Raw genomic sequence first — 23,172 nt, 5'->3', positions numbered from 1 at the left:
ACGTCATCAAGCAGACTCATGCGCTCAAACTAGCCGGTCACCCCACGACAGCCGACGCTCATCGCTGCCTCCCGCGCGCCGAAGCAGCAGTGGCGGTCAGCCAAACCCACCCAGCTGACCGCTAACGTCCCCTCACGCGCGCGGAGGCAACGGTAGCGGTCAGCCAGACCCACCCGGCCGGGAGTGTCAAGAAAACGGTGTAACTCGATTTGTTGAAGGTCAGTTACGGCCTGCGGTGAGGCGTCCTTCGAAGGCGAGGTCGAAGGCGTTGAGGGCGGGTTTCCAGCGCATAGTCCAGCGGCGCTGGCCGGTGCCGGTCGGGTCCAGGGCCATCACGGCGAGGTAGACGCATTTCAGGGCAGCCTGCTCGTTCGGGAAGTGCCCGCGGGCCCGCACGGCCCGGCGGATCCGGGCGTTCACGCTCTCGATCGCGTTGGTCGAGCAGACGACCTTGCGGATCTCGGCGTCGAAGGCCAGGAACGGCACGAACTCGGCCCAGGCGTTCTCCCAGAGCCGGACGATCGCCGGGTATCGCTCGCCCCAGACCTCGGCGAACTCCAGGAACCGCTGCTCGGCGGCTTGCTCGGTCGGTGCGGTGTAGACCGGCTTCAACGCCTTCGCGATGGCGTCCCAGTGCTGCCGGCCGGCGTATTTGAACGAGTTGCGCAGAAGGTGAACCACACACGTCTGGACCACCGTCTGCGGCCACACGGTGTTGATCGCGTCAGGCAGGCCGGTGAGGCCGTCGCAGACGGCCATCAGCACGTCCTCGACGCCGCGGTTCTTGAGCTCGGTGCACACGCTGAACCAGAACTTGGCGCCCTCGCCGCCGTCGCCGGCCCACAGCCCGAGGATGTCGCGGGTGCCCTCGGCGGTGACCGCCAAAGCGACGTAGATCGGCCGGTTGGCGACCTTCCCGTCGCGGATCTTGACGTTGATCGCGTCGAGGAACACGACCGGATAGACACGGTCCAGGGGCCGGTTCTGCCACTCAGCCATGCCGTCCATCACCTTGTCGGTGATCGTGGAGATCGTCTGCCGCGACACCTCGGCGCCATAGACTTCGGCCAGGTGAGCGCTGATCTCCCCGGTGGTCAGGCCCTTCGCCGACAGCGACAGGACCATGTCCTCGACCCCGGTCAGCCGGCGCTGCCGCTTCTTGACGATCTGCGGCTCGAACGAGCCGTCCCGGTCCCGCGGCACGACGATCTCGACCGGGCCGACATCAGTGAGCACCGTCTTCGCCCTCGACCCGTTGCGGGAGTTCCCGCCGTCCTTGCCGGCCGGATCGTGCTTCTCATAGCCGAGGTGGTCGGTGATCTCACCGTCCATCGCCGCCTCGATCACCCGCTTGGTCAGCTGCTGCAGCAGACCACCCTCACCGGTCAGCTGCAGGCCCGCGGCACGAGCCTGCTCCACGAGCCGGCCGACCAGTTCGGCATCGACACTCCCAGACAAGGCTGCCGGGTCCTTCTTCTTGGCCACCGCGGAAGTATCCACGGCCTCCGTCATCATGGTCATCAGGTGCGTCTCCTTGATCAGGAGTTACACCGTTCTTTTTACAGTCCCACCCGGCCGACCGCCAGCGTCCTATCCCGGGCGGGGAGGCAGCGTTGGCGGTCAGCCAAGCCGAGCCGGGCCGCTGACGGCCAGCGTCGTGTCCCGCGCCGGGAAGCAGCGGTGCTGGTCAGCTGGGAGGCTGCGTGGTGTGGACGGTGGGGTCGCCCTGGACTATCCAGACGTCGGGGCTGTTGATCGGGAGGAAGGAGCGGTCGCCGCCGGGCTCGCGGGTGGTGGGGACGGTGTCGCCGTTCGGCAGGTGCATGATGAAGTTGACGGGCTTGGTGTCGTCGGCGAGGGCGATGTCGTACGAGGCCCAGCCGTTCTCGATGCGGGTGGGTGGCATCGGGCGGTCCCAGGCGATCGTGGCGAGCAGGTCCGGGTCCACCGCGTCGCCCCACAGGTGCAGGCCCCAACCCTCGTAGTCGCCGGCCGGGCGCAGGTAGTGCAGGGTGGCGGTCTGCAGCGGCGGGCCGGCGTACCGGACGGTGCGGATCGCGCTGGTCACCCGGGTGCCGCCGGGCTCGGTGAGCACGGCGCGGTAGCGGATCTGGGTGCCGGCGGCCAGGTTGAGGGTGGAGAGGTCGTCGAAGGCGGTGTACGCGGGCGACGAGCTGTCCGTGCCCAGAGCAGTCCAGGCGCCACCGGCGATGCTGCGCTCGAAGCGGACCACGTGGGTGGCGCGTTCCGGGTCGGCGACGGCACGGACCTCGACGCGGCCGCGGACGTTGCTGCCTTCGGCCGGGGCTTCGATGGTCAGGGCCGGCGCCGGGACGCGGGTGCTGCGGGCCTGGCTGGTGGCGGTGTGCCGGGCGTTGTCGAGGACGACCGCGCGGTACTCGACGGGGCTGCCGGCGCGCAACCCGCTGACGTCGTGGAAGACCCGGTACGGGGCGGTGTCGTCGGTGCCGATCGGGGTCCAGCCGCCCTTGCCGGCGCGGGCGTAGAAGGTGACCTCGTAGAACGACGATCCGGTGACATCTGCCGAGACCTGCATTCGGGAACGGGACTCGGCGGCCGGAGCCGGTGTGCCGAGCGAGATGCGCGGGGCCGCATGGGAGGCCGGGATCCGGTTGTCGGAGGCGTACACCACAGCGGACAGCGGGGGCACGGTGAGAGTGAGCGTACGGTCGGCGCCGCTCTTCGAACGGGCGGGACCGGAGCCGTACACCCGGGAGAATTGCTGCCTGCTCGCGTACGTCGGAATGTCTGCCGTTGCGGGCTGCTCGCTGTTGTTCAGAGCGACCACGTACTCACGCTGCCGGTCGCGGTCGATGCGGGAGAAGGCGTAGACGCCGGAAGCGTCGGAGGCGTACCGATGCTGGTGTGCCCCGTCGCGCAGCGCGGGGTGCTTCTTCGTCAGCGCCGCGAGTTCGCTGATGCTGCGGTAGAGCGGGTGGGTGGGCACGAAGTTGGCCTGCGCGTGGGTGGCGTCGGTGCCGAGCAGGTCGTCGTCGAGGTACTCCGGGACGCGGCTGGCGAACATGGTCTGCCGGGCGTCCTGGTCACCGCCGGGCCCGGTGAAGCCCTGCTCGTCGCCGTAGTAGACGACCGGGTTGCCGCGGGAGAAGTACATGAGTTCGTGGGCGAGCCGGTCACGGGCGAGCCATTCGGCGTCGCCGGCGCCCGGGTTGTCGGTGACCACGAAGTTGCCGATCCGGCCCATGTCGTGGTTCCCGAGGAAGGTGGGCAGCTGGTAGACGTTCGAGTCGGCGTCGGTGTACCAGTCGTCGCCCGCGAAGAACTGCCCGAGTTGGCTGGTGGGGGCGCTGCGGGAGGCGAAGTTGCGGGCCGCGTCCTGGAACGGGAAGTCGATGACCGCCTGCATCCGGTTGCGGGTGGTGTACTGCGAGGTGAAGCTGCGGCTGGTGTCGAACACCTCGCCGAACATGAAGAACTCGCGCTTGCCCTGTGACCGGGCGAAGTCGAGGACCTCGGGACCGAACTTCTGCCAGAACGCGTCGTCGACGTGCTTCATGGTGTCGATCCGGAAGCCGTCGACGCCGAAGTCCGCGATCCACGTCTTGTAGATGTCGATCATGCCGCGGACCACGCGGGGGTGCTCGGTGAACAGGTCGTCGAGGCCGAAGAAGTCGCCGTAGTACGAGTTCTCCCCGACGAAGGTGGTGTCGCCGCGGTTGTGGTACAGCGTCACGTCGTTGAGCCAGGCCGGCACCTTGAGGTCCCGCTCGGCGGGGTCGAGCACCGGGGTGTACGGGAAGGAGACCGCCGGGTCGAGCGCCGGGAACCGGCCGGTGCCGGCGTAGTCGCGGTCGTCGAACGGGACGCCTGCGGCCGTACGGTATGGCTCGGTGTCCTTGCTGACGTAAGGCTGCCGCGCGCCCTCCTGATAGCCGATCACGTCGGCGGTGTGGTTCGTGATGATGTCGAAGTAGACCTTCATCCCGCGCGCGTGGGCGGCGTCGACCAGGGCCCGCAGCTCCTCGTTGCTGCCCAGGTGCGGGTCGATCCGGGTGAAGTCGGTGATCCAGTAGCCGTGGTAACCGGCCGACGGCCCGTCCTCCGGCTGGACCGGCTTGTTCTTGAAGCTCGGCGTCAGCCAGATCGACGTGGTGCCGAGCCCCTGGATGTAGTCGATGCGGTTGAGCAGCCCTTTCAGGTCGCCGCCGTTGTAGAAGCCCTTGCGGGTCGGGTCGAAGCCGGAGACCAGCGGGTCGGCCGGCAGACCGCCGGTGTCGTTGGCGGTGTCGCCGTTCTCGAAGCGGTCGGCCATGACGAAGTAGAAGTTCTCATCGGTGACCGGGGCGCGCAGCGAGTGCCGGGCCGGCAGGGTGCTGCCGGCGGCCTCAGCGGGCTGGACGGTGAAGGCTCCCGCGAGGATCGCGGACAGGGCGACGGCCACGAAACGACGGATCGACATGCATGGTGATGGTAGTCACCCGCCGATCACCCGGGCGGCCTGTTGTCGGAATCGCGGCAATCAGGAGATCGTGCCCGCCCGCTGCACCGCCTTGCCGAGCAGGTCGCGTGCCACCTTCTCGGAGCCGCCGATGTCCTCCCAGCCCAGGTCGGTGACCGTGACGACGGCGTCGCCGACGCGGGCCAGGCCGGCGTAGTAGCTGACCTTGGCCGGCTTCTCGCCACCGTAGGTGATCATCTCGTCGATGCGGACCAGCATCCGGTCGTCGCTGGACTCCAGGACGGTCCACTGACGTTCACCCTCGCCGAGGCCGCCGGGGCAGCGCTTGAGGGCGGCGCCGATGTGATCGAACTGTTCGGCCGCGCCGCCCGGAGTGTGCCGTCCGATGAAGTGCACGACGACGACCGGGGCGGTTCCGGCGGCGGTGGGATCGACGACGTAGCGCACGGCCACCGCGTCGGTGCGGGTCTTGTCACTCGGGTACGGCTCGGTGCCGCACGGCCGCAGCGGCCGGTACACCGCGAGGTCGCCCTGCTCGAGCGCCTCGGGCTCGGCGTCGTTGACGTCGGCGGCCTGCAGCAGGGCGCTGCCCGGAATGCCGGTGGTGGCCGGCTCGGGGCCGGCGCTCGCCGGTGGGCCGGCGGACGAGGCGGTCGCCGGTGCGGTCTCGGTGGCAGGGGTGCACGCGGCCAGCGAGGCGCCGAGCAGCCCGGCGGTCACCGTTGCACGAAGCGCGGCAGACATGGCGCTCTCCTCTCTGCGGTCCTGTTCGAACCTGCCCGTTATGGACGTACACCATGCCCGGCCCGCCCAGAAAGATCTACTTCGGGGGCAGGGCGAGGGCGTACGCCAACCCGCGCCGGACCCACGGCGCGAGCTGCTCGGGAGTGGCGCAGGCCTGCGCCTCGACGGTCAGCCAGCCCCGCATCGGCCGGCCGCGCATGATCATCGTTTCGGTGCCGTCCTCGGCGAGCAGATCGTCGTGGTCGGCGGGATCCACCCGCACCATCAGGCCGCCCTTGCCGCGGGCCACCACGGCCATGTTGCCGTTGATCAGCCAGGCCAGGCCGCCGAACATGCGGACCTCGGTCAGGTCGTCGCGGTCGCCGAGCAGCTCCCGGATCCGTTTGGCAAGCTCTTCGTCGTACGCCATGCCTGCGAGTGTGTCACCGCCGGGCCACTGTGATGCCGGCGAGGATCAGGTCGACGCCGGCCAGGAACTGCTCGCGGTCGTCGTGCTCGCGCAGCTGGCCGGCGACGTGGTGCAGGAACGGGAAGTCGGCGGGGTCCAGGTCGGCCCACGTGGCCGACTCGGCGCCGAGCACGTCGGAGCGGCTGGTGCCCGGCTCCTGCGAGCGCGCGTTGGCGGCGTTCTGGCCGGCGACGCCGAGGATGTAGTTCAGCAGCGCGGACGCGGCGTTGAACTGGGCGCCATCGGGTACGCCGAGCGCCTGCACCTGCCGCCCGAGGCGCTCGAAGATCTGCAGGGTCGCCGACTGTGAGGCGAGGCGCGACAGCTGCGTACCGATCCAGGGGTGAGTGTCGATCGCGTCGAACAGCCCGAGCGCGACCGCCCGGATCTCCCCCTGCGGTGTCGCGCCGGCCGCACCGGAGGTGAGCAGGCCGGCGAGGACGGCGTCGGTGGCCGCGGCCAGCAGCTCGTCCTTGTTCGCCACGTGCCAGTAGATCGCGCCGGCGCCGGTCTTGAGCTGCGCGCTCAGGGCCCGGAAGGTGAGCCCGCTCTCGCCGCGGGTGTCCAGCAGCTCGATCGCGGCCTCGACGATGCGCTCCCGGGAGAGAGCCGTCCTGGCTGCCATGCGCCCATCTTGACATGCCTGGAACGGCGTTCCAAACTCAATCACTGGAACGACGTTCCAGAAACGGGGAGATCACTGATGACCACAGCAGTCCTGGACGCGCCGAAAGCGTCCGCCACCTCACTGCGGGCCGTGTGGCCCGCCATTCTCGGCCTGTCGGTCGTCTTCCTCGTGGAGATGCTCGACAACTCCGTGCTCAACGTCGCGCTGCCGACCATCGCCCGTGAGCTGCACGCCACCGCTTCCGACCTGCAATGGATCAGCTCCGGCTACTCGCTGCTGTTCGGCGGCCTGATGATCGCCTTCGGCGCGATCGCCGACCGGTACGGGACGCGCCGGGTGATGCTGCTCGGGCTGAGCCTGTTCGCCCTGGCCAGCCTCGCCGTGCTGGTCGTCCGCACACCCGGCGAGCTCATCGCCGTCCGCGCCGCGATCGGCGTCACCGCCGCGATGACCGCGCCCGGCACCATGGCCCTGTGCTTCCGGCTCTTCGACCAGGAGAACCTGCTGATGCGGGCCACCTCGCTGATCGCCACGGTCGGCCTGGTCGGCATGGCCGTCGGACCGACCGTCGGCGGCCTGGTGATCCAGGTGCTGCCCTGGCAGACCCTGCTGGTGATGAACGTGCCGATCGCCGTGCTCGCGCTGTTCTGCATCAGCCGCGGCATCCCGGCCGACGACCTGGCCAAGCGCAACCGCACCCCGCTCGACCTGCCCGGCGCGCTGCTCGGCACGGCCACGCTGATCCTCACCCTGTGGACCGCCACGCTGGCCGTCGAGGACGGCTGGGGCCACGCGACGCCGTGGCTGGCCGGGCTGGGCGCGGTCGCGGGGGCTGTCGCATTCGTCGTGCGCGAGCGGCGTACCGCTCACCCGATCTTCGATTTCGCCCTGATCCGGCGCCCGGCCGTCTCGGCGAGCCTGGCCTACGAGGCCGCCCTCGGCCTCGGCATGGCCGCGCTCGCCTACAGCGTCTCGCTGCAGCTGCAGTTGGTCTGGGGCTGGTCGCCGGCGCAGGCCGCGCTCGGCAACCTGCCGCAGGTCGTCGTCCTGATCGCGGTCGGGCCGTTCGTCGAGAAGTTCGCCGAGAAGCTGGGCACCCAGCGTGCCGGGGCGATCGGTGCTGCCGCCGTGGTTGCCGGGCTGCTGGTCTACGCCCTGCTCGGCCGCTACGACTACGTGTGGATCGCCGTCGCGCTGGCGCTGACCGCCGCCGGCATGCGGGTCGTCTCGACGATCGCCGGGGTGACCGTGATGCGCGGGCTGCCGGAGGACCAGACCTCCACCGGCGCGGCGCTCAGCGACACCAGCCAGGAGGTCGCCGGCAGCGTCGGCATGGCGGTCACCGGCACCGTCGTGGCGGCCGCGGTCGCCGGATCGCTCACCGACATCGGCGGCGGCGTGGCCCACGACTTCGAGAACGCTGTCACCACCGCGACGCTGGTCCTCACCGCGGTCTGCGCGGCGCTCGTGGTGTGGGCCGCCCGCCGCGGCGCCAAAGCGCTCACGTCGTCACCCGCAACCCCCGGTCAGTGAAGTGCCGAGCCGCCGCGGCCAGCTGCTCCCCCGTCGGCGGGGCGGCGTCCGGCAGGAGGTAGCGCAGGCCGAGTTCGCGGTACTTGCCGACACCGAGCCGGTGGTAGCGGAGGATGTCGACCTGCTCGACGACGTCGCTCCAGCGGACCGCGAGGTCGGCGACGCCGGCGATGTTGCCCGGGTCGTCGGTGAGGCCGGGGACCAGCACGAACCGGATCCGCATCCGCGTGCCGCGGGCGGCCAGCCGGTCGCCGAACGCGATCGTCGGGTCCAGCGCGACACCGGTGACCTTGCGGTACGTCTCCGGGTCGGAGCTCTTCACGTCGAGCAGCACCAGGTCGGTGTCGTCGAGCAGCGGGCCGGTGGCGCGGGCGCCGAGCAAACCCGAGGTGTCCAGGGCGGTGTGCATGCCCTCCTGCTTGCAGCGGTGCAGGTACGCCTCGACGAAGTGGCTCTGCAGCAGCGGCTCGCCGCCGGACACCGTCACCCCGCCGCCGGCCGCCCGGATGAACGCCTGGAAGGTGAGCATCTTGGCGATCAGCTCGTCGACGGTCATGTGGCGGCCGGTGCGGCCCGCCCAGGTGTCCGGGTTGTGGCAGTACAGGCAGCGCAGCGGGCAGCCGGCGAGGAAGGTGACGAACCGGGTGCCGGGGCCGTCGGCGGCAGTGACGACATCCCAGGAATGCACCGAGGCCCGGACCGTTGCGCTCATGCTTCCAGGCTTGTCGCCGCAGGCCCGTACGCCCAGGGGCGAAGGTCCTCGACGCGGCAGGCGGATAAGGTCTCTTCCGCGGCAGCGATCAGCTCGGGGCCGTGACCCGAAGGCCGGCCGCGATCAGAGGGGGTACTGCGGCGGCTCGCGGCGAAGCGTGATCCAGCGGGTCTCGGTGAAGGCCTCGATGCTTGCCTCGGCGCCGCCGTGGCGGGAGCCGGTGCCGGAGGTGCGGACGCCGCCGAACGGGGCGGTGGCCTCGTCGTTGACTGTCTGGTCGTTGATGTGGACGATGCCGGTCGGGATGCGCTGGGCCAGCTCGAGGCCGGCGAGGGCGTCCGCGGTGACGATGCCGAGCGACAAGCCGTACGGCGTGTCGGCGGCCAGCGACGCCGCTTCGGAGTCGGTGGCGTACGGGATGACCGACACGACCGGGCCGAAGACCTCCTCGCGGAAGATCGTGGCGTCCCGGTCCGGGTTGGCGAGCACGGTCGGGCGGTAGAACAGGTCCTCGTACGTGCCTCCGGCTGCCAGCCCGGCGCCCTGCTCGACCGCCTCCTGCACCCACGCGTGGATGCGGTCGCGCTGGGTGGCGTCGATGACCGGGCCCAGGTGCACCTGGCCGGTCGCCGGGTTGCCGACGACCATCGACTCGGCTTTGGCGGCGAGCTTGGTGACGTACTCGTCGAACAGCGACTCGTGCACGATGTGCCGGCCGATCGACATGCAGATCTGGCCCTGGTTCAGGTAGTTGCCCCAGGTCGCGAGGTTCACCGCCGGCTCGACGTCGGCGTCGGGGCGGACGATGAACGCCGAGTTGCCGCCCAGCTCCAGGTGGGCGCGCTTGAGGTGGCGGCCGGCCGACTCGCCGACCGAGCGGCCGGCCCGGGTGGAGCCGGTGAACGCGATGACGCGTACCCGCGGGTCCTCGACCATCGCGGTGCCGATGTCCGCGCCGCCGGGCAGCAGCTGCAGTAGGCCCGCCGGCAGGCCGGCCTCCTCGAAGATCCGGACCATCGTGATGCCGCCGGTGACGACCGTACGCGGATCGGGTTTGAGAAGAACCGCGTTGCCCAGCGCGAGCGCCGGCGCGACCGCGCGGATCCCCAGGATCAGCGGCACGTTGAAGGGCGAGATCACCCCGACGACCCCCACCGGTACGCGTTGCGCGTACGACAGCCGTGGCTCGGCGCTCGCCAGCACCTGCCCGAGCGGGTGGGACGGCAGCGCGGCCGCCTCGAAGCACTCCTCGGCGGTGACGTGTACGGCGAACCCGGCGAACGGCGGGATCGAGCCGACCTCGCGTACGTTCCAGCCGATCACCTCCTCGGCGTGCTGTTCCCACAGCTGCCCGGCCCGGCGCAGGACCGCGGCGCGCTGCGGGTGCGGCAGGGCCGCCCACTCCTGCTGCGCACGCTCGGCGCTCTCCGCGGCCCGCGTCACGTCGGCCGGCCCGGCCAACCCGACGGTCGCAAGGACTTCGCCGGTCGCCGGCTCGATCGAGTCGAGCGTCCCGCCCGCTCCCTCGACCCACTGTCCGTCGAGGTGGATCCGTCCGGTGAAGGCGGCCGGGTCGAGCAGCTTGTCCTGCGGTGCGGTCATGCGTGCGGTCCTCGGTTCAGGCGGGGGTCGTGGAGCTCCTTCCATCGGCCGGCGACCCCGCCGGTGAAGACGAAACCGCTAGTGATCTCAGATACTCCCCCGGTGTCATGCCGACCGCGGCGCGGAAGTCGTTGACCAGGTGCGACTGGTCGACGTAGCCCAGCCGGGCCGCGATGCCGGCCGCGCCGGCCTCGCCGTCGACGGCGAACTGGCGGACCACCTCCTGCAGGCGCACCCATCGCCGGACCCAGGCCGGGCCCTGGCCGATCGTCTCGCGCAGGGCACGCTGCACGCTGCGCGCGGAGGGCTCCGGCGGCAGCGGTTCGCCGCGCATCAGCGCGGCCACGGCGTCGTTCGCCAGCCGCTGCCGGGCGGTCAGGGGTCGTTCGGCAACGAGGGTACGGATTAGCGCCGTCGCCCGGGCGATGCGGGACGCGACGTCCGGCTCGTCGGCGACCGCGCGCATCAGCGTGTGCAGCCGGGCGTCCAGCGCGGGGACGACCGCGAGGGTCCGGTCGGCGATCGCGTCCGGGGTCAGGTCGCTGACGACGGCAAGCCCGGCCGGCCGCAGCCGGATCGCGAAGGCGCTGCCCCAGCCGGCGATCTCGCGGACCCAGGTGCGCCGGTGCACACCGGTGACGACGAGTTCGGCGGGCACGTTGCCGGCCTCGACGGTGAGCGTCACCGCCGGGTCGGTGACGACGTGCTGCTGGATGCGCTCGCCGTCGGGCAGGTGCCACGCCACCGTCCAGAAGTGATCGACGACCGCGGCGACGCTCGCGTGCGCGTCGTGGATCGTCGCGGCGTAGCGACGCAGGTTGTCCGGGTGCAGCACCCCCGACCGGTCAGCCCGGTCGAGCGGCCGCGACGTGCTCGTCATCGGGCCAGACTGGCACCGGCTGTCGCGAATCTCCAAGACCGGCCGCGGCCCGGCGACCAGGATGTCGGGCATGCACAGCACCAACTACGTGAACACGTTCATCCAGGTGGCCGAGGACAGCCCGGCGTCGAGCGCGACGGTGCCGCCGCAGCGGGCCACGGCCAGCGTCGCCGAGCTCACCTTCCGGATGATCGCCGAGGCGCCGTACCGGTACACCTCCGACGACGTGGTCTTCACCGTGTGGGCGGACCGGCGCGCCGTGCCGGAAGGCGAGCGGGCAGCGGCGCGCGAGCAGTTCTTCGCCAAGGGCCAGCCCTGCCTGCGGTCGAGTGACCTGGGCAAACGGTACGGGTGGGGAATCCACTCGGACGCCGAGGGCCGGATCGCGCTGGTGGCGGTCGGGTCGGCGGAGTACGCGCGGCTGGCCGAGGGGCGGGCACCCGACGGGACCACCGTCGCGCTGACCCGGGCGATGCGTACCAGTCGCCGGAAGTGAACCGGACCACGACGGCTGCCGCCGCGGTCATCGTGGCGGCGGCCAGCCACCAGGCGATCTGATAGCCGGTGCCGGTGAACAGCGGCATCAGCAGCGAGGCCGTGGTGTTCAGCGCGCCGTGGAACAGGATGACCAGCAGGATGCTGCCGCCGGTGCGCTCGTACATCCAGGTGTGCAGGACCGAGGCGGCCAGCACCCAGATCAGGAACTGGGCGAGCGGGCGCTGGCCGGTGGCCGGCCCGGACACCATCGCGGGCAGGTGGAACGGCGCCCAGACAGGCCGATCAGCAGGCTGGCGGCGAGCGCGCCGTGCCGGCGGCGCAGCAGCGGCAGCAGGTAGCCGCGCCAGCCCGGTTCCTCGCCGAGCGGGCCGCCGAAGATCGTGCGGACGGCGAACAGGGTCGGCAGCGCGGCCCACGGGAACGGGCCGCCGCCGGTGTCGGCGGGCACGCCGAGCGCGACGGCGATCAGCACGGCCGCGCCGAACAGCAGCACCGGCAGCAGGAACGCGGTCGCGTACCAGGCGGGATGGACCCGCCAGCGGACCAGGCGGCGCAACAGGTCGCGCAGGTCGCCGCGGCGCCCGGCCCAGGCAGTCAGCACGAGAGCGGCGATGGTGGGCCCGTACGGCAGGAACGGCGCGCTGGACGGGTTGAGCAGGGTCAGCGGCCAGGCGGCCCAGGACACCAGGTAGCTGATCAGCAGGTAGACGGTGATGCGCCGGCGGTCGCTCCAGGCCCGGCGCGGTGGTGCCAGTTCGACTGTCATGGCGGGGACGCTAGGGCCGGTCGGCGAGGGCCCACACCGGCGAGATTGCCGGGATCGGAACCCGGCAATTTCACCGGTCCGGCAGGCCGGGCGGCGGTCGCAGGCTGTGGTGCGTATCCGATCCGTCGAGAGGAACTACGATGCGCATCGCCGTGAAAGTGCTGCTCGCCTGGTTCGCCTTCGTCAGCCTGGTCGCTGGGTCGTGGCAGCTGCTCGCGACCGTGGTCGCGGTCGCGCTGTGGGCCGTCCGGCTGCCGGCCGAACCGGTGAGCCCGACGTCGCGCGAACACGTGGCGGAGGTGGCCCGATGAGCCGGCTGTTCGTGACCGGCGGGACCGGCGCGCTGGGCGTACCGGCGATCGCTCATCTGCTGCGGGCCGGCCATCGGGTGGTCGCCCTGGCCACCGGAGCGGCCTCGGCCGCGAAGTTGCGGGCCGTCGGCGCCGAGCCGGTGGCCGGGCCGGTGTTCGATCCGGCGGCGATGGCCGCCGCCGTGCGCGGCGCTGACGCGATCCTGCACCTGGCCACGCGCATCGCGCCGCCGGCATCTGCGCGGCGCCGGTCCGCCTGGTACGCCAACGACCGCCTGCGCCGCGACGGCACCCGCGTCCTGGTCGACGCCGCCCTGCACACCGGCGTCAGCACGGTCGTCTATCCGAGTTTCGCCCCGGTCTACGCCGACGGCGGGTCACGCTGGCTGTCCTACGGCGATCCGGTCGCGCCGACCGACATCCTGCAGTCCACGCTCGACGCGGAACGGGAGGTCGACCGGTTCACCGCCGCCGGTGGGCGGGGTGTGGTGCTGCGGATGGCCGGGGTCTACGGCCGGCACTCCCCCGCCACCCGCGACGTGCTCGCGCTGGCCGGCAAGGGGTTCAGCGGGTTCGCCGGGCCGGCCGGCGCGTATCAGCCGCTGGTCTGGGACGAGGATGTCGCCGCGGCGCTGCTGGCGGCGGTGGAGACCAGGGGGCTGAGCGGCGGGTACGACGTCGCCGACGACCGGCCGCTGACCCGGGCGGAGCTGGCGGTCGCGCTGGCCGAGGTGGCCGGGCGCCGGTCGGTGCGCCGCCCGCCGACCTGGCTGGTGCGCGCCGCGACGGGGCGCCGGATGAGCTTCCTGCTGCGCAGCCAGCGGGTCAGCAACCGGCGGTTCCGCGAGGCGACCGGCTGGGCGCCGGCGATCCCGGACGCGGCCACCGGCCTGCGGTCCCTGCGCCGGTCCGGCGAGCGGGTGTAGCGCTCTCAAAGGTGCGAGCAGGTGGTCACCCGCCCGGCTCGGCGCCGGGGACGCGCCGTTCGGCGATCAGGTGCGCCAGCTCGGTACGCGAGGTGATGCCCAGCTTCGCGAACACGTTCCGCAGGTGGAAGTCGATCGTCCGGCGGGACAGGAACAGCTGGGCGGCCACCTCCGCGCTGGTCAGCCCGCGCGCCACGAACTGGGCCACCTGCACCTCCTGCGGGGTCAGCCGGTCCACCGCACCGCCCGCGACCCGGCGGTGGACCGCCTGCCCGCAGGCCCGCAGCTCGGCCTGCGCGCGAGCGGCCCACCCGGCGGCGCCGAGCGCGTCGAACCGGTCCAGCGCGGCCCGCAGGTGCGCCCGGGCGGCGGTGCGCTGCCGGGCCGGCGCAGCACGGCGCCGTACGCGTACTCGGTCCTGGCCTGCTCGAACGGCCGGTCCGCCGCCCGGTGATGTTCCAGCGCCACCACGAACCGGGAGGGGTCCGCCAGTCCTTCGGCGTGCGCGGCCCGGGCCTTTGCCCACGGTTGGCCGGTGCGCTCGGCGTACCCGGAAAGCTCCTGCGCCCACCCGGCGGCCCGCTGCCGGTCGCCGGCCTGATGGGCGGCCTCCACCCGGTCCAGGGCGGACATCATCCGCACCATCGGATGCCGGATCTGCGCCAGCCGGTCCAGCGCCGCCTGTGGCGCGGCCCGGGCGAGGTCGAGCGCGGACAGCGACCACCGGACCGCGTCGTCGAGCACCGCCATCGGCCGGTGCGGTCCGGCGGCCGCCTCGTCGAGGTGGCGACGGCATGCGCTGGCGTCGCCGCGCAGCGCCGCCAGCAGACCGAGGTGGGCCAGCGCCGGCCGGGCCAGATCGTCCTGCCGGGTCGCCCGGGCCAGTTGGACGGCCTCGCTCGCCACGGCCTCGCTGGCCACCCACTGCCCGGCGAGCAGGTGCGAGATGGCCTGCCGGGCGCCGGCCAGTGGCAGCACGCCGACGTCGCCGGCTTCGCGGGCCCGGGCCACCATGTCCGCGCTCAACCTCCGCTCGGCGGCATCGTCACCCAGGTAGAACGCGGCACGGTGGGCCGCGGCCAGCAGCGGCGCCTCGGCCACCCAGGCCGGCGCCGGCGACGAGGCACCGGCCAGGGAAAGGGCCTCCCGCAGCGGTCCGGTCGCGGCGGCCTCGCGTCCGGCGTACTGATCGGCCAAACCGGCCAGGAAGCGCACCAGGAACCGTTCCCGCGTGCCGTCAACCACCTGCAGGCTCGTGGCCAGGCGCGCCAGCGCGGCCATCTCGTCGCGGTCGGCGGCGAAGGCCGCCGCATCCACCGCGACCAGCAGCAGGTTCAGCGCGCGCAGCGGGTCGGTCACGGCCGCGTCCCGGGCAGCCGTCCAAAGGATGCGGTACGCCGCAGCAGCATCCCCCGCACCCAGGTGGATCAGGCCCAGCAGCCGGTCGATGTCGCTGTGCCACCGCGGATCGCCGGATGCCTCGCGCGCCCGCTGCAGCAACGGAACCGCCTGCTCCCCGCGCCCGTCCCGCCACAGGTTGTCCCCCGCACCGACGAGCCGGCGCACCTGGTCGCCCGGTTCCACGGACAGCTCCGCCGCACGGCGCAGCGCCGCCGCAGCCGCCGCGAACGCCCCACGGGCCCGGGCCCGGCCGGCGGCACGGTCGAGCTCCTGCGCCACCTCGCCATCGGGTCCGACCGTCGCCGCCGCCCGGTGCCAGGCCCGCCGGTCCGCGTCCCGGTCCTGGTCGAGCACGCCCGCGAGTGCCTGGTGAGCCGCCTGCCGGTCGGTGAAGGTGGCTCCGTGATAGACCGCCGAGCGCACCAGCGGATGCCGGAAGTCCAGCCGCGTGCCCTCCGCCCGCACCACCCCGGCCTTCTCCGCGGGCCCGAGCGCGCCCGCTTGCACGCCCAGGGCGGCCGCGGCAGCCAACACGGTGGCGATCCGGCCGGTCTCCTCAGCGGCGGCGACCAGCAGCAGCCGCTGGGTGTGCTCCGGCAGCCGCCGGACCCGGTCGAGGAAGGCCTGCTCGACGCCGGCGGTCAGGGGCAGCGGCACCGGCAGCGGCTCGGTGCCGGCCAGCTGCGCCGCGTCGAGGGCGCCGGCCAGCTCGGCCAGGGCGAGGGGGTTGCCGGCGGTGGCGACGGTGAGCCGTTCGGCGACGTCGGGGTGCACCGGGCCGGCGGTGTGCGCGGCGAGCACCTGCTGTGCCGCCGCGGTGTCCAGTGCGGTCACCGCGAGCTGCGGCAGGTCGTCGGCGGTGAACCCGCGGGCGGCCGGATCGCGCACGGCGAAGATCATCACGACGGCCTCGGCGAGCAGGCGCCGGGCCACGAAGGTCAGCGCCCGCGCCGACGCGGTGTCCAGCCAATGCGCGTCGTCGATCACGCAGAGCACCGGCTGCCCGGCCCCGAGGGCGTCGAGCAGGCCGAGCACGGCCAGTGACACCAGGAACCGGTCGGTGTCGCGGTCCGGTTCCATCCCGAGGGCCCGGCGCAGCGCGCCGGCCTGCGGCGGAGGCAGGATCTCCAACGCCGGCAGGGCCGGGCGCAGCAGCCGGTGCAGGGCCGCATAGGGCAGTTCCGCTTCCGATTCGACCCCGCGTACGCGCAGCACGGTCATTCCATCCGCCGCGGCGACCGTCTCGTCGAGCAGGGTGGACTTGCCGATGCCGGCCTCGCCCCGCAGCAGCAGCACCCCGCTGCGGCCCTGTCCCGCGGCGCCGAGCAGGTCCGCGAGCCGGCGCCGCTCCCCGTCGCGTCCCGCCAACACGCGTCGATGATACGAATCCGGCCCGCGCTCAGGCGACCATCGCGAAGGCCCGCCGGGCGGCCGCGATCGTCTCGTCGACGTCGTCGCCGGTGTAGGCGGCGCAGATCCGGTTGTCGGTGATCACATAGGGCGGGAGCAGGATGCCGGCGTCCAGCATGGCCAGCCGGAACGCCTCGGCCCGGCCGAAGTCGGCGTCGACCGCCTGGCGGAAGGTGACCGGCGGCTCGGCACGCCAGTTGACGATCCAGCCGGACCCGATCCCGGTGACGTTCGCGGTAACGCCGGTGTCGATGATCGCCTGGGCCAGGCCGGTCCGCAGCCGCTCACCGAGCCGGTTCATCCGGGCGATCCCGCCGTCCTCGAGCAGCGCGACGGTACGCCGGGCGGCCGCCACCGCGTACGGATTGGCGTAATACGTGCCGTCCATGGTGACCTCGCTGCCCAGCAGGTCCATCAGGTCGGCCCGCCCGCACAGCGCGGCGATCGTCCAGCCGTTACCCAGCGCCTTGCCGAGCGCGGTCAGGTCCGGCAGCACCCCGGCGATCGCCTGGTACCCGCCCAGGTGGTCACGGAAGCCGGTCTTCACCTCGTCGAACACCAGCACCGTGCCGTGCGCGTCGGCGAGGTCGCGCAGCAGTTCCAGGAAGCCCGGTGCGGGGGCGGCGTTGGTGTAGCTGTGCAGGTACGGCTCGGCGAAGACGGCGGCGAGATCCCGGCCGTACGCCTCGAACACCGCCCGCACCGCCCCGGCGTCGTTCCACTCGACCACGTGCGTGTCGTCGCCGACCCCGCGTCCGGCGCCACCGGAGTTCGGTGCGCCCGGCGGCGGCGCCTGCCCCGGGGCCACGTCGAAGTTGGCGCCGACCCCCAGCGCCCCGGCCCAGCCGTGGTAGTGCCCGTGGAACTTGAGGATCTGCCGGCGCCCGGTGGCCGCCCGGGCCACGTGCAGGGCATGCTGCAACGCGTCGGTGCCGGTGTTGAGGAAGGCGACCTTCTCCGCCGACGGCACCACCTCGACGATCTTCTCGGCGAGTTCGACCTCGCCGGCCTGCGGCCCCACCCAGGTCAGGCCGACACGGGCGGCGACGGTGTGCACCGCCTCGTTGACCCGGGCGTCGGCGTGCCCGATCACGATCGGGCCGTAGGACAGCAGGTGGTCGAGATAGCGGCGCCCGGCGGCGTTCCACAGGTAGGCGCCCTGCGCCCGGACCACGACGTCGCGGTAGACGTCGCGGCCGCCGGCCGACACCCCGTTCGGGATCACCCGGGCGGCCCGGTCCAGCAGGTCCTGGCTGTGCGGCAGTGCGGTGTGCGCGGTCATCGGTGCCTCCTCGGTCGGTTGCCGACACCGTGCCCCGCCCGCCGCACCCCGCGGACCGGCGAAATTGCCGGGGCTGTCCCCACCGCCACCGCCCGCAGCCCGCAGCCCGCCTTCAGCGGCGAGATCGTCAGCTCCCGCGACTACTTCGACCACCTGACCGCCGCGACCGGCTCGACCCCTTGATCGAGGCGGTCAAGGCGCGAAGATGACGGCATGCGTCACTACGTGGCAGACCTGCAGTCTCCGGCCGGCGCCCAGGGCACGGTCGCCGTTTACGGGCATTACGGGCGGCCGGTGCTGGTGTTCCCCAGCGAGTACGGCAGCGCGCACCAGTTCGCCGACCGCGGCATGGTGTCGGCGGTCGAGGGCCTGATCGAGGCGGGCCGGGTCAAGCTCTACTGCGCCGACTCGTTCGACGCGGGGACCTGGTCGGCGGCCGGCCTTCCGCTGGAGGAACGCGCGGTGCGGCACGGCGCGTACGAATCCTGGATCCTCGACGCGCTGGTCCCGCACATCCGGGCCGACACCGGGGACGCGGAGATCATGACGACCGGGTGCTCGCTGGGCGCGTTCCACGCCCTCAACTTCGCGTTCAAGCGGGCCGATCTGTTCCCGCTGGCGCTCTGCTTCTCCGGCAACTACGACCCGACCACCTGGCGCGGCTGGGGTTCGCCGGGCGACGCGGTCTACTTCAACAACCCGATCGCGTACGTCGAGAATCTGCACGGCGACCACCTGGACTGGCTGCGCTCGCGGCTCTCCATCCTGCTGGTCTGCGGCCAGGGGCAATGGGAGGACACCACCGGCGCCTTGGCGTCGACCCGGCGCATGGCTGAGCTGTTGACCGCGAAGGGCGTACGCCATGAACTTGATCTCTGGGGTTTCGACATCCCCCACGACTGGCCGTCCTGGCGCGCCCAGCTGGCCCACCACCTGCCCCGCTTCTGCTAGCCGCGTAGGCGCCGGTCGATAGAATCCGTCCATGGATGACCGCGCGCAGAGCCTGCTGAGCACGATCCGTGGACCTCAGGACCTGAAGGGTCTGGCGCCTGAGCAGCTGGCTGTGCTCGGCGCCGAGATCCGGGACTTCCTGATCGCCAAAGTGGCGCGCACCGGTGGTCACATCGGCCCCAACCTCGGCGTCGTCGAGCTGACCTTGGCGATGCACCGGATCTTCGACAGCCCCCGCGACCGGTTCATCTTCGACACCGGGCACCAGGCCTACGTGCACAAGATGGTGACCGGGCGGCAGGACGGGTTCGACCTGCTGAAGCAGCGCGGCGGGCTCACCGGCTACCCGAGCCGGGCCGAGAGCGAGCACGACCTGGTGGAGAACTGTCACGCCTCGACCGCGCTGTCCTACGCCGACGGCATGGCGAAGGCCTACGCCCTGCGCGGCGAGTCGCGGCACGTCGTCGCGGTGGTGGGCGACGGCGCGCTCACCGGCGGCATGTGCTGGGAGGCGCTCAACAACATCGCCGCCACCCGCAACCGGCTGGTCATCATCGTCAACGACAACGGCCGCTCCTACGCGCCGACGATCGGTGGGCTCGCGGATCACCTCGCCACCCTGCGGCTCAACCCGAACTACGAGAAGTCGCTCGAGCTGATCAAGGACGCGCTGGAGCGGACGCCGCTGGTCGGCAAGCCGGTGTTCGACGCGCTGCACGCGGTGAAGAAGGGCATCAAGGACGCCGTCGCGCCGCAGGCGATGTTCGAGGACCTGGGGATCAAGTACGTCGGACCGGTCGACGGTCACGACCTGGCCGCGGTGGAGTCGGCGTTGGTCCGGGCCAAGCGCTACGCCGGCCCGGTGATCGTGCACGCGGTCACCAAGAAGGGTCATGGGTACGCGCCGGCCGAGCAGGACGAGGCCGACCGGTTCCACGCCCCCGGCGCTTTCGACCCGGCGACCGGCAAGTCGTTGGCGGCCCCGAGCCTCAAGTGGACGAAGGTGTTCGCCGACGAACTGGTGGAGATCGCCGGCGAGCGGCCCGATGTCGTCGGCATCACGGCGGCGATGCCGGAGTCGACCGGCATCGACAAGCTCGCGAAGGCGTACCCGGATCGCGCTTTTGATGTCGGCATCGCCGAGCAGCATGCGACGACGTCGGCCGCGGGGCTGGCGCTGGCCGGGATGCACCCGGTGGTGGCGATCTACGCGACGTTCCTCAACCGTGCGTTCGACCAGGTGCTGCTGGATGTGGCGCTGCACCGGCTGCCCGTGACGTTCGTGCTGGACCGGGCGGGTGTCACCGGGCCGGACGGGCCCAGTCACTACGGCATCTGGGACATGTCCATCCTCGGCGTGGTGCCGGGCCTGCGGGTGGCCGCGCCCCGCGACGCCGAGACCCTGCGCACCGCGCTGCGCGAGGCGGTGGCGATCAGCGACGGCCCGACGGTGGTGCGTTTCCCGAGCGGGTCGGTGCCGGCCGCGCTGCCCGCGCTGCGCCGGGTCGGCGGTGTCGACGTGCTCGCCGAGACGCCGGAACGCAAAGACGTCCTGCTGGTCGCGGTGGGACCGTTCGCCCAGGTCGGCGTGCAGGTCGCGGCTGAGCTGGGGAAACGTGGCATCGGGGTGACCGTGGTGGATCCGCGCTGGGTCCGTCCGGTGCCGGTCGAGCTGGTCGGTCTCGCGGGCGCGCACCGGCTCGTCGTGACCATCGAGGACGGGGTCCGCAACGGAGGCGTCGGCGATGCGGTCGCCAAGCTGCTCCGCGACCACGAGCTGGACATGCCGCTGCGCGACCTGGGCGTGCCGGTGCAGTGGATCGAGCACGGTACGCGGGGCGAGATCCTCGCCGAGATCGGCTTGACGGCCGCCGAGGTGACTGACCGGGTCGAAGGATTTCTCCGCGGCATTGTCGATCTGCAGTCCACTCGTTCGACGTGAGGGTGCGGGAGCCGGGAGGCGGCCCCGCCGACGAGGAGGACACAGTGTCCAAGTACATGCTGATCATGCGGGGTACCGACGAGTCGAACGCGGCCATGATGGCCGACATCGAGCAGATGATCACCGCGACCCGGCAGTTCATCGACGACATGGTCAAGGCCGGCGTCTACGTCGCGGCCGAAGGGCTGGACGATCCGGGCAAGGGCGTCGTGGTCGACTTCAGCAGCGAGACCCCGGTGGTGACCGACGGCCCGTACGGGGAGACCAAGGAGCTGTTCGGCGGCTTCTTCCTGGTCGACGTCGCCTCGAAGCAGGAGGCGGTCGAATGGGCGAAACGGGTCCCGGCGGCCCGCGGCGCCAAGGTCGAGGTCCGGCGGGTGCCCGAGGGCGACGAGACCCCGCAGACCTGATGGGTACGCCCGGCATCGAGGCGGTCTGGCGGATCGAGTCGGCGCGGATCGTCGCCGCGCTGACCCGGTTCACCGGCGACTTCGGGCTGGCCGAGGACGCGGCCCAGGAGGCGGTGGCCGAGGCGCTGGAGTCGTGGCCGCACGCCGCTCCGGCGAATCCGGCAGGCTGGCTGATGGCCACGGCCCGGCGGCGGGCGATCGACACGATCCGCCGCCGGGCCGCCCTGCAGGACCGGTACGCCCTGCTGGCGGCCTCGTTCTCCAGCCCTTCCCCGGCCGCCGAACACTTCGACCCCGACCGGATCGACGACGACGTGCTGGCGCTGATGTTCATCAGCTGTCACCCGGTCCTCTCCCCCGAGGCGCGGGTGGCGCTGACGCTGCGCGTCGTCGCCGGACTGTCCAGCGAGGAGATCGCGCGCGCGTTCCTCGTACCGGTGCCGACCGTGCAGGCCCGCATCACCCGCGGCAAGAAGACCATCGCGGCGGCCGGAGTGCCGTTCGAACTGCCCCCGGCCGGCGAGCGCCGCGAGCGGCTGGGCGGCGTGCTCAGCGTCATCTACGTGATCTTCACCGAGGGTTCGACCGCCACGTCAGGCGACCGGCTGCTGCGTCCCGGCGTCGCCTACGAAGGGATCCGGCTGGCCCGTACGCTGGCCGCCCTGCAACCCGGCGAGCCGGAGGTGCACGGCCTGCTCGCCCTCTGCGAGCTGACCGCCGCCCGCTTCCCGGCGCGGACCGCCCCGGACGGATCGCCGATCCTGCTCGAGGACCAGGACCGCCGGCGCTGGGACGTCTCGGCGATCCGCCGCGGGCTGGCCGCGCTGGGCAAGGCGTCGGCGCGCGGCCTCGGCCCCTACGGCCTGCAGGCCGCGATCGCCGCCACCCACGCGTCGGCGCCCTCGGTCGAGGCGACCGACTGGGACCGGATCGTGCTGCTCTACGAGGCGCTCGGCCGGGTCGCGCCCTCACCGGTGGTCGAGCTCAACCGCGCCGTCGCCGTGGCCATGGCAGCCGGCCCGGCGCCGGCGCTGGCCATCGTGGACGAGCTGATCGCCTCGAACCGGCTGCCGGGTTCGCACCTGGTCCCGACCGTACGCGGCGAACTGCTGACCCGGCTCGGCCGCCGCCCGGAGGCGCAAGCCGAGCTCGAGCTGGCGGCCCGGCTCTGTTTGAACGAGCGGGAACGTTCCGTGCTGCTGCGCAAGGCAGCCACACTGGCCTGAGCTACGACCGCAGGCCGCGATACACGGCGGTGATACCGACGAACAACAGGCCGATCAGTACGAGCGTGATCGCCGCATTGATCGCCACCGGCCAGTCCTGCACGAAGTACTGCTTGACGTAGTTCGAACCCACGATGATCACCACATAGATCCACCAGGGCGCCCAGCGCCCGTCCGACTGCTTCTTCGCGGTCATGACGTCCACCTCCTGTCCACATGGTTTCCGGCATCGCTGTGCTTGCCGTCCGCCATCGGATGGAGGCCCACGTCATCATTTGGTATCAGCGCTGGTTCGCCGTCACCCGGCACACCGCGAAGCGAGAGAGCCTACTGGCCGCGGGTGCCACCGCCTTCGTGGCTAGAACTCGGTGACCCGCGGCGCCTGGCCCGGGCACGACGTGTCGATGGCCAGCTTGATCACCTCGTTCGCGGTCGCGTGGTCGATCGGCACCCCGTCGCGCGAACCCATCGAACGGGTCGCGTCGACGACGTCCTCGCTCTTCGCGTCCTTGGCCAGCGCATTGCAGATGACGTCGGCCATGGCCTGGATCTCATCGTCGCCGCGGCCGCTGCCGAGGTCCGGCAGCTGCTCGCGGACCACGCTCACGAAGGCGTACGTCACCGCGGTCGTGGTCGTGGGCTGCGCGGTTGTCGGCCGGGACGTGGGCGCCGCCGCGCCCTCTCCCGGCACGTTCACGTTGACCGTGCATCCGCTCAGAGCGACGATCGCCGCCATCACGGTCACTGTCGGCCAGCGTCTCAGCATCGTGTACCCATCCCTCAAGATCGTCAGTGCGGCGAGCAAGAGAGTAGATGACGTCCGCCAGCAGGGCGCTCAGCCCTCGGCTTGCGGGCTACTGCGGCGACTCTCGGTCGCGGATCGCACCCTCGATTCTCAGCAGCAAGCCACCGAACAGCATCACGAGGCCCCAGAACTGCCAATCCCCGCCGGGAGCGTCGGTGAATTGGGCAACCAGCAGACAGATGACACCAAGGAGCGCGAGGAAGGTTCCCACGACACCGGGTCTGGATTTCGTGTTCACGGCGGAAGTGTAGGTCCC

24 protein-coding genes and 1 pseudogene are annotated in these 23,172 nt (G+C 72.0%); 9 read left to right on the top strand and 16 right to left on the bottom strand.

Going from position 1 to position 23,172, the window contains the following annotated elements:
• Window positions 1-219: 219 nt before the first annotated feature.
• The 5 genes from OHA21_RS13400 to OHA21_RS13380 all read right to left on the bottom strand — a co-directional run bounded on the left by OHA21_RS13400 (window position 220) and on the right by OHA21_RS13380 (window position 6,258).
• Window positions 220-1,521: an IS256 family transposase gene (locus tag OHA21_RS13400; RefSeq protein ID WP_328467659.1), complete on the bottom strand. Its 1,302-nt coding sequence runs from the start codon at window positions 1,519-1,521 to the stop codon at window positions 220-222.
• Between the two features lie 166 nt (window positions 1,522-1,687).
• On the bottom strand, window positions 1,688-4,441 hold the full coding sequence (locus OHA21_RS13395) for an alpha-amylase family glycosyl hydrolase (RefSeq protein WP_328473779.1): 2,754 nt from the start codon (window positions 4,439-4,441) through the stop codon (window positions 1,688-1,690).
• Between the two features lie 60 nt (window positions 4,442-4,501).
• Window positions 4,502-5,185, bottom strand: coding sequence for a hypothetical protein (locus tag OHA21_RS13390; RefSeq protein WP_328473778.1), 684 nt, complete (start codon window positions 5,183-5,185; stop codon window positions 4,502-4,504).
• 76 nt (window positions 5,186-5,261) lie between these two features.
• Entirely contained in the window at window positions 5,262-5,594 is a 333-nt protein-coding gene (locus tag OHA21_RS13385; RefSeq protein ID WP_328473777.1) for a TfoX/Sxy family protein, read from the bottom strand.
• A 13-nt stretch (window positions 5,595-5,607) separates the two neighbouring features.
• Entirely contained in the window at window positions 5,608-6,258 is a 651-nt protein-coding gene (locus OHA21_RS13380) for a TetR/AcrR family transcriptional regulator (RefSeq protein ID WP_328473775.1), read from the bottom strand.
• Window positions 6,259-6,336: 78 nt separating this feature from the next.
• Between OHA21_RS13380 and OHA21_RS13375 the strand changes: the two genes are divergently transcribed.
• Window positions 6,337-7,794 (top strand): MFS transporter, encoded by a 1,458-nt coding sequence (locus tag OHA21_RS13375; protein WP_328473773.1) that lies wholly within the window; start codon window positions 6,337-6,339, stop codon window positions 7,792-7,794.
• Here the strand turns inward: OHA21_RS13375 and pflA are convergent.
• The 3 genes from pflA to OHA21_RS13360 all read right to left on the bottom strand — a co-directional run bounded on the left by pflA (window position 7,763) and on the right by OHA21_RS13360 (window position 10,988).
• Complete coding sequence (pflA, locus tag OHA21_RS13370; protein ID WP_328473771.1) at window positions 7,763-8,506, bottom strand: pyruvate formate-lyase-activating protein; 744 nt, start codon at window positions 8,504-8,506, stop codon at window positions 7,763-7,765. The two genes, OHA21_RS13375 and pflA, sit on opposite strands and share 32 nt — an antisense overlap.
• A gap of 123 nt (window positions 8,507-8,629) precedes the next feature.
• Window positions 8,630-10,108: a benzaldehyde dehydrogenase gene (locus OHA21_RS13365; RefSeq protein WP_328473769.1), complete on the bottom strand. Its 1,479-nt coding sequence runs from the start codon at window positions 10,106-10,108 to the stop codon at window positions 8,630-8,632.
• A 16-nt stretch (window positions 10,109-10,124) separates the two neighbouring features.
• Window positions 10,125-10,988, bottom strand: coding sequence for a helix-turn-helix domain-containing protein (locus OHA21_RS13360; protein ID WP_328473767.1), 864 nt, complete (start codon window positions 10,986-10,988; stop codon window positions 10,125-10,127).
• Window positions 10,989-11,058: 70 nt separating this feature from the next.
• On the opposite strand from OHA21_RS13360, the gene OHA21_RS13355 reads away from it, so the two are divergent.
• The gene (locus OHA21_RS13355; protein ID WP_328473765.1) at window positions 11,059-11,484 is read left to right on the top strand and encodes a DUF6157 family protein; all 426 of its coding nucleotides are present in this window, start codon (window positions 11,059-11,061) and stop codon (window positions 11,482-11,484) included.
• A 163-nt stretch (window positions 11,485-11,647) separates the two neighbouring features.
• Here the strand turns inward: OHA21_RS13355 and OHA21_RS52700 are convergent.
• Together OHA21_RS52700 and OHA21_RS13350 are read right to left on the bottom strand one after the other, a co-directional pair.
• Window positions 11,648-11,701: pseudogene (locus OHA21_RS52700) on the bottom strand (hypothetical protein); the annotation flags it as partial.
• Window positions 11,686-12,252, bottom strand: a complete 567-nt coding sequence (locus tag OHA21_RS13350; RefSeq protein WP_328473763.1) for a CPBP family intramembrane glutamic endopeptidase — start codon at window positions 12,250-12,252, stop codon at window positions 11,686-11,688. The pseudogene OHA21_RS52700 and the gene OHA21_RS13350, both read right to left, overlap by 16 nt.
• A 140-nt stretch (window positions 12,253-12,392) precedes the next feature.
• Between OHA21_RS13350 and OHA21_RS13345 the strand changes: the two genes are divergently transcribed.
• Both OHA21_RS13345 and OHA21_RS13340 read left to right on the top strand, forming a co-directional pair.
• Window positions 12,393-12,563 (top strand): hypothetical protein, encoded by a 171-nt coding sequence (locus OHA21_RS13345; protein WP_328473761.1) that lies wholly within the window; start codon window positions 12,393-12,395, stop codon window positions 12,561-12,563.
• Entirely contained in the window at window positions 12,560-13,489 is a 930-nt protein-coding gene (locus tag OHA21_RS13340; protein ID WP_328473759.1) for an NAD-dependent epimerase/dehydratase family protein, read from the top strand. The genes OHA21_RS13345 and OHA21_RS13340 overlap by 4 nt, the downstream gene beginning before the upstream one ends.
• 25 nt (window positions 13,490-13,514) lie before the next feature.
• On the opposite strand, the gene OHA21_RS13335 is transcribed toward OHA21_RS13340, so the two are convergent.
• The 3 genes from OHA21_RS13335 to OHA21_RS13325 are packed head-to-tail and all read right to left on the bottom strand — an operon-like array spanning window position 13,515 to window position 17,582.
• The gene (locus tag OHA21_RS13335; RefSeq protein ID WP_328473756.1) at window positions 13,515-13,727 is read right to left on the bottom strand and encodes a helix-turn-helix domain-containing protein; all 213 of its coding nucleotides are present in this window, start codon (window positions 13,725-13,727) and stop codon (window positions 13,515-13,517) included.
• The gene (locus OHA21_RS13330; RefSeq protein WP_328473754.1) at window positions 13,715-16,261 is read right to left on the bottom strand and encodes an ATP-binding protein; all 2,547 of its coding nucleotides are present in this window, start codon (window positions 16,259-16,261) and stop codon (window positions 13,715-13,717) included. Before OHA21_RS13330 ends, OHA21_RS13335 begins: the two co-directional genes overlap by 13 nt.
• 28 nt (window positions 16,262-16,289) lie before the next feature.
• Entirely contained in the window at window positions 16,290-17,582 is a 1,293-nt protein-coding gene (locus OHA21_RS13325; protein WP_328473752.1) for an aspartate aminotransferase family protein, read from the bottom strand.
• An 18-nt stretch (window positions 17,583-17,600) separates the two neighbouring features.
• Between OHA21_RS13325 and OHA21_RS13320 the strand changes: the two genes are divergently transcribed.
• From OHA21_RS13320 to OHA21_RS13300, 5 genes are read left to right on the top strand one after another with little or no spacing between them, the layout of a single operon-like run.
• Window positions 17,601-17,765: a hypothetical protein gene (locus tag OHA21_RS13320; RefSeq protein ID WP_328473750.1), complete on the top strand. Its 165-nt coding sequence runs from the start codon at window positions 17,601-17,603 to the stop codon at window positions 17,763-17,765.
• Window positions 17,766-17,795: 30 nt separating this feature from the next.
• Window positions 17,796-18,533 (top strand): esterase family protein, encoded by a 738-nt coding sequence (locus tag OHA21_RS13315; protein ID WP_328473748.1) that lies wholly within the window; start codon window positions 17,796-17,798, stop codon window positions 18,531-18,533.
• A gap of 31 nt (window positions 18,534-18,564) precedes the next feature.
• A complete protein-coding gene (gene dxs / locus OHA21_RS13310) occupies window positions 18,565-20,475 on the top strand; it encodes a 1-deoxy-D-xylulose-5-phosphate synthase (RefSeq protein WP_328473746.1) in 1,911 nt (636 codons plus the stop codon).
• A gap of 44 nt (window positions 20,476-20,519) precedes the next feature.
• Window positions 20,520-20,885, top strand: coding sequence for a YciI family protein (locus OHA21_RS13305; protein WP_328473744.1), 366 nt, complete (start codon window positions 20,520-20,522; stop codon window positions 20,883-20,885).
• Entirely contained in the window at window positions 20,885-22,111 is a 1,227-nt protein-coding gene (locus OHA21_RS13300; RefSeq protein ID WP_328473742.1) for an RNA polymerase sigma factor, read from the top strand. The genes OHA21_RS13305 and OHA21_RS13300 overlap by 1 nt, the downstream gene beginning before the upstream one ends.
• A 1-nt stretch (window position 22,112) precedes the next feature.
• Here the strand turns inward: OHA21_RS13300 and OHA21_RS13295 are convergent, their stop codons facing one another.
• From OHA21_RS13295 to OHA21_RS13285, 3 genes are all read right to left on the bottom strand, one after another.
• Window positions 22,113-22,307, bottom strand: a complete 195-nt coding sequence (locus OHA21_RS13295) for a hypothetical protein (RefSeq protein WP_328473740.1) — start codon at window positions 22,305-22,307, stop codon at window positions 22,113-22,115.
• 162 nt (window positions 22,308-22,469) lie between these two features.
• Complete coding sequence (locus OHA21_RS13290; protein ID WP_328473738.1) at window positions 22,470-22,877, bottom strand: DUF732 domain-containing protein; 408 nt, start codon at window positions 22,875-22,877, stop codon at window positions 22,470-22,472.
• Between the two features lie 88 nt (window positions 22,878-22,965).
• On the bottom strand, window positions 22,966-23,154 hold the full coding sequence (locus OHA21_RS13285; RefSeq protein WP_328473736.1) for a hypothetical protein: 189 nt from the start codon (window positions 23,152-23,154) through the stop codon (window positions 22,966-22,968).
• Window positions 23,155-23,172: the final 18 nt, after the last annotated feature.

The sequence above is a fragment of the Actinoplanes sp. NBC_00393 genome (genome assembly GCF_036053395.1).
In the GTDB taxonomy this organism is placed as follows: domain Bacteria; phylum Actinomycetota; class Actinomycetes; order Mycobacteriales; family Micromonosporaceae; genus Actinoplanes.
This window is presented reverse-complemented; position numbering and strand designations above follow the sequence as displayed.